The organism is Streptomyces sp. AP-93 (assembly GCF_022808175.1).
GTDB lineage: Bacteria > Actinomycetota > Actinomycetes > Streptomycetales > Streptomycetaceae > Streptomyces.
In genome coordinates, this window is sequence record NZ_JALGBX010000030.1 from 114,043 (window position 1) to 121,273 (window position 7,231).

A 7,231-nucleotide genomic window follows, 5' to 3' on the forward strand; every position below is an offset into this window, starting at 1 on the left:
GCTCCGGCGGGGGCGGGGTCAGTCCGTCAGCAGGTGGTCGGCCTTGCCGGCCTTGATGTCCCGGATGAGCTGGTGCAGTGCCTCGCGGGTGTCCGTGAGGTACGTGTGCTCCTGGCCGGATAGGGCTATGTAGCTGTTGCCCTCCCCGTCCACCCCGATCCGGTAGCAGGAGTTCCCCTCGCCGCAGAAGGGGTCCTCCCAGGTCACGTCGGTCACGGTGTCCCCTCTCACAGTTCGCTCGCGATGGAGTGGATGAAGTCCCGGGATGCCCCCGGAGGTAGCGCCATCTGCTCCATCAGCTCGAAATGAGCTCGGTACTTCGCGAGTTGGGTCTCGGCGTGGAGGAAGTCGGGCCCGTGTGAGTTGTCGATCTGCACGGTGTCGAGTTGCGCCGTCGGCCCTTCCGCGTAGAGCACCGTTTGCCCTGCTCCCGGAAAGCCGCCCGCCTCGAACGGGAGGACGAGCAGAGTCACATTGTCCTGTTCGGAGCGCTGGATCAAGTGGTTCAGCTGCGCCCGCAGGATGTCCCTACTACCGAACCGCAACCGCAGGGCGGCTTCGTGCACGACGGTCACGAACGTGGGAGCGTTCTCGCCGTCCAGGACGCTCTGGCGCTCGACGCGCAGTGCCAGTCGCAATGCGACCTCGTGCTCGGGGAGCGCGGGGATGACCATGCGGAACACGGCGAGAGCGTGGTCTGAGGTCTGGAGCAGCCCCGGCATGTGGTGAGGGTACGCGACCCGCATGCGGATGCTGCGGGACTCCAACTCGGCGATGTCCAGAAAGCCTTGCGGTACTTGTCCCCTGTAACGGTCCCACCATCGAGGGCCTGCGGGCAGGGCCATGTCCGTCAGCCCGGCGATGTATCGCTCGTCATCCACTTGGCAGTTGGCGGCCAGTGTGCGGATCCGGTCGGTCGAGATGGCGCGGGTGCCCGACTCCATGGCGGAGATCGCGCCGCGGTCCACGCCCAGCAGGCCCGCCGTGAACTCGGCTGAGAGCCCTGCTGACGTGCGCATTCGGCGCAGTTCGTACCCCAGTCGCTTCTGGCGCTCGGTGGGAGCTGTCCTCGCGGTCATGGGGTGCAGTCTTGCGCGTCGACAGCCCCTCGTGCCACGAACGGCTGACTTCTGCCGGGTGGCGGGCCAAAAAAGGCCCGAGCGCGCTACATTCGGTAATGCACCGCTCACGCAAGGGAGTTGGAAGTGCATCGCCGCAGCATGCCTCGGCCTCGGCGACGAGCCACTGCCCCCACACAACGCGAGAGCAACCCGTGCGCGTCGAGCTCACCGGAGTCACGTCCTCATCCGCGTCACGACAGGGAGTCTCAATGACGAAGTCAAGCCGCTTGCGTGACCGGTGGGGCGGGGGTGAAGGCCCGGTTGTCACGCAGAAGTGCCCACAGGACGCTGGCGCGTCGACGGGCCAGTGCGATGACGGCCTGGACGTGTTTGCAGCCCTCGGCGCGCTTCTTCAGGTAGAAGTCCCGGTTCGGCCCGTCGCGGATGATGCTGGTCTGCGCGGACATGTAGAAGACCCGCCGCAGGCGGCGGCTGTAGCGCTTGGGCCGATGGAAGTTCCCGGTGCGGCGGCCGGAGTCGCGGGCGACGGGCACGAGCCCGGCGGCCGAGGCGAGGTGACCGGCGTCGGTGTAGGCGGTCAGGTCACCGGCCGCGACGACGAACTCGGCCCCGAGGAGGGGGCCCATGCCGGGCATCGACTCGATGACCGGCGCCTGCGGATGCGTGCGGAAGGTGTCGCGGATCTGCCGGTCGATCTTCTTGATCCGGTCGTTCAGGGCCAGGATCTGGGTGGCGAGATCGGCGACGATCTGCGCGGCGACGTCCTCGCCGGGCAGCGTGGTGTGTTGGGCCTGGGCCGCTTCCAGGGCGGCTGCCGCGACCTGGTCGGCACTGCGTACGTGGCGGTTTGCGAGCCAGGCCGTCAGTCGCGCATGGCCGCGGCGGCGCAGAGCGGCGGGGGTCTGGTAGCCGGTCAGCAGCACGAGGGCGCCTTTGTGGCTGCTGTAGTCGAAGGCCCGCTCCAGTGCTGGGAAGATGCCGGTCAGGACGTCACGGAGTCGGTTGATCATCCGGACTCGGTCGGCCATCAGGTCGGATCGGTGGGTGGTCAGCAGCGCGAGGTCGGCTGCCAGTTGGGCAGGTACGTCGATCGCGGTGAAGTCCTGGCGGTGGCGGGCGGTTTCGGCGATGGCGTAGGCGTCGCGGGCGTCGGTCTTCGCCTCGCCCCGGTAGGCCCCCGCCATGCGGTTGACGGTGCGGCCGGGCACGTAGACGGCCTTCTGGCCGTGCGCTGCGAGCAGGGCCAGCAGCAGGGCCGAGGCTGTGCCGGAGATGTCCACTGCCCAGTGGACTGCGTCGGCCAGATCCAGGATCTCGCCCATCGCGGTCAGGATCGCTGTCTCGTCGTTGTCGATCTTCTTCGACCACAGGGTCGCGCCGCTGTTGTCGACCACCGCCGCCCAGTGGTGGCCCTTGCCGGCGTCGATACCGGCCCAGACCTGGTCCCGTTGCTCGTTCACTTGCCCCTCCTCGTGCCGCACGGCATGCCGTTGGCCCGAGGAACACCCCGCTGTCATCTCCGTAATCAGCGACCGCACACAGCGCGCACATCTCAATCAGCAGCCAGGGCGCCCCGAAGAGCCGGACGGCCACTCCCTGCGAGCCACGACTGGCAAGCCGTCATTAGCCACATCCGGCCCTCCCGGGCCGCCTAACAACTTACGGAGTCCGTCATGCTCAGCCCCTTCATGCCCGCAAGTCCCGGCTGCTTCGACGCTTGCCCGCCAAGCGATGAGCCGCCGTCCCCCGACGGGCTGTCGTGCAGCCTGACCGTGCCCGGGGAGCCGTACAGCGCCCAGATCGCGCGCAGCACCGTACGGTCCGTCCTGCACGCACATCACCTCGACCGGGTCGCGCCCGCCGCCGTACAGGTCGTCGGCGAACTCATCGCCACAGCCTGGTACTTGGACCCCGGCCGGAGCCTGTACCTCGCCCTCCGCCACCGCGAGGGGGCTCTGCGGCTCACCGTCTACGACGGGCACACTTCCCACACCCATCCCCGCCTCGCCGCCCACTGCGAGGCCCGCCGCCGCGCCGCCCTGCGCGTGATGGCCGCCGTCGTGCGGGACTGCGGCGGGGCCTGGGGCTTCGGGGAGTCGCGGGAGCCCGGCGGCGGGACGCGGACCTGGGCGAGCCTGCCGGTGGCGGGGGCCGCCGGGTACCTGGCCGGGTCAGCGGCTGCGCCGGAGTGACGGTGACCGCGTCGGTGCCCTCGTCGACGTTGACGGGCGTCGGCGTCGGCGTCGGCGTCAGCGGTCGGGCGACCGCTGCCTATGATCGTCGCGCTGGGGGAGCCGCGTGACGTCCCGTCTGCCGACCGGCGGCGTCACGCTCAGGGGGAGTAGCGAGCATGGCCATCCCCTGATCTTCGCTGGGAATCCCGGCCTTTAGGCCGGGCGGGAAAGCGATCCTTGGCCCGGAGGCGCGGAGCGGCGGAGTTCGCTGCGTTGTCAGTGGCCTCCGCTAGGTTGATGACACCTTGACCGAAGGGGGGTGGGCCGGGTGATCCGTGCGTACAAGTTCCTCATGCGGCCCACTGTGGGCCAGTCGATCGCGCTGGGTGAGATGCTGCGTGATCACTGCTCGCTGTACAACGGGGCTTTGCAGGAACGCCGTGACGCGTACCGGCACGTATCGAAGACGTCCGTCAAGTACGGGATGCAGTCCGGGCAGCTCAAGGAGATCCGGGCATTCGACCCTGAGCGGCAAGGGCGTTGGTCGTTCTCCTCCCAGCAGGCCACGCTTCGCCGGCTGGACAAGGCGTTCGCCGCGTTCTTCCGCCGGATCAAGTCCGGCGACACTCCGGGCTATCCGCGCTTCCGTGGCGTCAGCTGGTTCGACACGGTCGATTTCCCCAAGAACGGGGACGGCTGCCGGTGGGATGCCACCCCGCACGACCCCGTCACCCGGGTCCGCCTGCAAGGCGTAGGGCATGTCAAGGTCAACCGGCACCGGCCGGTCGTCGGCAAGGTCAAGACCGTCTCGGTCAAGCGCGAAGGCCGCCGCTGGTACGTGGTCCTGACCGCCGAGCAGCCGCGGCCCGAGCCGCTGCCCACGACTGGGTCCGTGGCCGGCATCGACCTCGGGATCACCACCTTCCTCGCCGACTCCAACGGCGAGTTCGTTCCCAGCCCGCGGAACGGCCGCCGCGCAGCCGGCAGGCTCGCAGCCGCGCAGCAGACCCTCTCGCGGTTCCCGCGTGTCCGCCGGGACAAGCGCACCGCCAACCACCGCAGGGCCGTCGAGACGGTGGCCGCCCTGCACCGCAAGGTGCGGCGTCAGCGCCTCGATCACGCGCACAAGACCGCCCTGGACCTGGTCCGCGCGCACGACTTCATCGCGCACGAAGGCCTCAGGATCCGCAACATGGTCAAGGCCCCCGCCCCGAACCCCGACCCGGAGAAGCCGGGTGGTTTCCTGCCCAACGGGGCCGCGGCGAAGGCCGGTCTCAACCGCTCGATCTACGATGCCGGTTGGGGGGTGTTCCTCACGATCCTTACGAGCAAGGCTGAAAGCGCCGGTCGGGTAGTGATCGCCGTGGACCCCCGCAACACCTCCCGGACGTGCCCCGCATGCGGGCACACCGCCAAGGAGAACCGGCCCACACAGGAGAAGTTCCACTGCCAGTCCTGCGGCCACATCGCCCACGCGGACACGGTGGGCGCAATCAACGTTCTACGGGCCGGGCTGGTCCGTCGCAACGCCAACACGGCATAGCGAGAAGCCCCCTCCTTCAGGAGGGGGAGGAGTCACGAACTTGGTCAGTCCCTGGCTGTCCAGGAGGAGAACGCCGTGGCTCAGCCGGCTTCGCGCCCTTCCCACGCCGCTTCCCCCTTGCCGGCCTGCTGCCCTTCGTGATCGTCGGCCATGGCTTCGGCTTCTCGGAAGACTGCGGCGGCCCAGCCCTGAACCTCCGCGGAGGGGGCGCCGATCTCTGCCTCCTTGGCCTGCAGCAGTTCTTCCAGTAGGTCGCGTTGTATCTGCCGTTCGACTGCCGCGCTCACGTATGCGGAGAATCCACGTGCTCCCACCCGTGCCCTGACGGCGGCGATGCGGCCTGCAGGCATGGAAACACTCACCTTCTGGGCCGTTCCCTCATCGGGGATGTGCCGCGCGGAAGAGTCGATGGGAAAAATGTAGCAATGGAAGTAGCAAATGGCCCTCCCTCGTCCACCTACTCCCATCCCCGCCTCGCCGCCCACTGCGAGGCGCGCCGCAGGGCCGCCCTACGGGTGATGGCCGCCGTGGTGCGGGACTGCGGCGGGCGTGGGGGTTCGGGGAGTCCCGGGAGCCAGGTGGCGGGGCGGACATCTTCGGGGTCACGGCGATCGGTGAGGTCATCGCTCGGCAAGACCCCGCAGTACCAGTACGACGCCGCGGGCAACCCCACCGCGACCACCACGCCGCTCGGGGCGAAGACCACCTCCACCTACGACAAGGCCGGCCGGGTCCTGTCCACGACGTCTGCCAGAGGCAACGCCACGGGCGGCGACCCCGCGAAGCCGGGAAGGGGAGTGCGGCGTGTGCCGGGCTCCCCTTTGGGGTCGGCTGCCGGATCCGGAGAGTAGGCGTTTCGGCGCCCAGCCGCCGCGAAGGTCAGCCCCCTCCCCGTCCGCCGTGGCTAGGGCGCGTATTTGGTTGTGATCAATTTGCGGGGCTGGTCCTCGCGGCTGGGCCTGATCCGGTAGATCATCTGGTGTGACTCGGATGCAACTGGCCGATACAGAGTGGGAGTTCATCGGCCCGTACCTGCCGATCGGCGAGTACGGGCCGTACCCCGAGCGGCTGCGCCAGCAGTTCGAGGGTGTGATCTGGCGGTTCAAGACGGGCGGGCAGTGGCGTGCGATGCCGCAGGAGTTCGGCGCCTGGTCGACCGTCCACAACCGCTTCCGGCAATGGCGGGACGCCGGCGTCTTCGAGGCCCTGCTGGAGGGCCTGATAGCGGAAGCCGCGAAGCGGGGTGAGGTGGACCTCTCCCTGGTCAGCGTGGACTCCACCACGGCCCGGGCCCACCACGACGCCGCCGGGATGCACTTCGGCCAGGACGTCATCACCGCCCTGGAGAAGGCCGCTGCCGAGGAGGAGAAGGCCCGGCAAAAGGGGACGGCCCGGAAGGACAAGACGGGTGGGACGGCGAAAACGACCCGGAGCGCGAAGAGCGACGACGTTTCCGGCGCCGGCACAAACTCCGGCTGAAGGCCGCCCTGCTCGGACAGCCGCCGCTCGTCCAGATGCGGGAACAGCACCATGAACTTCACGGAGAGTTGGTCACGGGTCTCGTCCGGGATGCGTATACCACACCAACGAGCCCCAGCACGGGAAGCAACACCTTGATTCCCAGCAAGCCCTTAGCTAGTCCTCGACCATGTCGTCGTCGCCGGCGAAGCTGTCGTCGGAGTTGAAGCTGTCGTTGACGCTGTTGTCGGTATTGAAGCTGTCGTTGATGTCGGTGTTGCGGGGGGTGGCGTCGCCGTCGACGTCCTCGATCCTCTCGTAGACGCCGACGAACCTGTCGTTGATGTCGGTGTTGTGGCGGGTGGCGTCGCCGTCGACGTCCTCGATCCTCTCGTAGACGCCGACGAAGCTGTCGTCGGTATTGAAGCTACCGTCGGTGTTAACGCTGCCGCCGTCATCACCGCCGTCGCCGCCGTGGTCGCCCATGCCGCCGTCACCGCCATCGGCGACGAAGCTCACCACCGGCGAAGCCGCCATCGCTGCGGACGCCGGAAGGGCGACAACCCCGGAGATCAAAGCAGTCGAGGCGCAAATAATCGCGAGGCGGAAACCCCTCCGCCTGAGCCGGGCCTCGTTGTGGGTATGAACAATGCGGATCATGGACTTTCTCCGTCTGGTGCAGAGGGTTCGCTGACGATCCCCGGAAATTCTGGGTGACAGTCGCCGGATCGATTCCGACCGGGACCGCGTTGCCGGGATAGCCGGAGGTTCGGTGAGAGAGGAAACTCCTCGCCCCACCGTGCTGCCTTGTCACTGCAAGTAGGCCTGACCGGCAAGGCGTGGTCATGTCCCGAGCACTCGGGACTTGACGAAGCCGGAGACCTCGGGTAAAGAGTGCTAGTACTCCAGCAGTACTTTGTGGCTTGACCTGGGGAAACGTCGAGCGGTGGGAGTGTAGCGGGCAGGTTGCCGTC

The 7,231-nt window shown here is 68.3% G+C and carries 8 protein-coding genes and 1 pseudogene; 4 read left to right on the forward strand and 5 right to left on the reverse strand.

All coding sequences use genetic code 11. The annotated features are described in order from the left end of the window. Positions 1-18: 18 nt before the first annotated feature. The 3 genes from MTF69_RS36505 to MTF69_RS36515 all read right to left on the reverse strand — a co-directional run bounded on the left by MTF69_RS36505 (position 19) and on the right by MTF69_RS36515 (position 2,542). The gene (locus MTF69_RS36505; RefSeq protein WP_243340683.1) at positions 19-216 is read right to left on the reverse strand and encodes a hypothetical protein; all 198 of its coding nucleotides are present in this window, start codon (positions 214-216) and stop codon (positions 19-21) included. A gap of 11 nt (positions 217-227) precedes the next feature. Beyond that, positions 228-1,079 (reverse strand): helix-turn-helix transcriptional regulator, encoded by an 852-nt coding sequence (locus tag MTF69_RS36510; protein ID WP_243340684.1) that lies wholly within the window; start codon positions 1,077-1,079, stop codon positions 228-230. A 260-nt stretch (positions 1,080-1,339) separates the two neighbouring features. Further along, on the reverse strand, positions 1,340-2,542 hold the full coding sequence (locus MTF69_RS36515) for an IS110 family transposase (protein ID WP_243340685.1): 1,203 nt from the start codon (positions 2,540-2,542) through the stop codon (positions 1,340-1,342). Between the two features lie 228 nt (positions 2,543-2,770). Between MTF69_RS36515 and MTF69_RS36520 the strand changes: the two genes are divergently transcribed. Together MTF69_RS36520 and MTF69_RS36525 are read left to right on the forward strand one after the other, a co-directional pair. Beyond that, positions 2,771-3,274 (forward strand): ATP-binding protein, encoded by a 504-nt coding sequence (locus tag MTF69_RS36520; RefSeq protein ID WP_243340686.1) that lies wholly within the window; start codon positions 2,771-2,773, stop codon positions 3,272-3,274. Between the two features lie 310 nt (positions 3,275-3,584). Continuing rightward, positions 3,585-4,799 carry a transposase gene (locus MTF69_RS36525; RefSeq protein WP_243340687.1) on the forward strand — a complete coding sequence of 405 codons (1,215 nt, stop codon included), beginning with the start codon at positions 3,585-3,587 and terminating at the stop codon, positions 4,797-4,799. An 80-nt stretch (positions 4,800-4,879) separates the two neighbouring features. Here the strand turns inward: MTF69_RS36525 and MTF69_RS36530 are convergent, their stop codons facing one another. Then, on the reverse strand, positions 4,880-5,086 hold the full coding sequence (locus MTF69_RS36530; protein ID WP_243340689.1) for a hypothetical protein: 207 nt from the start codon (positions 5,084-5,086) through the stop codon (positions 4,880-4,882). Between the two features lie 327 nt (positions 5,087-5,413). On the opposite strand from MTF69_RS36530, the gene MTF69_RS36535 reads away from it, so the two are divergent. Both MTF69_RS36535 and MTF69_RS36540 read left to right on the forward strand, forming a co-directional pair. Beyond that, positions 5,414-5,650: an RHS repeat domain-containing protein gene (locus MTF69_RS36535; protein ID WP_243340692.1), complete on the forward strand. Its 237-nt coding sequence runs from the start codon at positions 5,414-5,416 to the stop codon at positions 5,648-5,650. A gap of 130 nt (positions 5,651-5,780) precedes the next feature. Then, positions 5,781-6,298 (forward strand): annotated as a pseudogene (locus MTF69_RS36540) (transposase); the annotation flags it as partial. Between the two features lie 136 nt (positions 6,299-6,434). On the opposite strand, the gene MTF69_RS36545 reads toward MTF69_RS36540, so the two are convergent. Continuing rightward, entirely contained in the window at positions 6,435-6,917 is a 483-nt protein-coding gene (locus MTF69_RS36545) for a hypothetical protein (RefSeq protein WP_243340694.1), read from the reverse strand. Between the last annotated feature and the right edge of the window lie 314 nt (positions 6,918-7,231).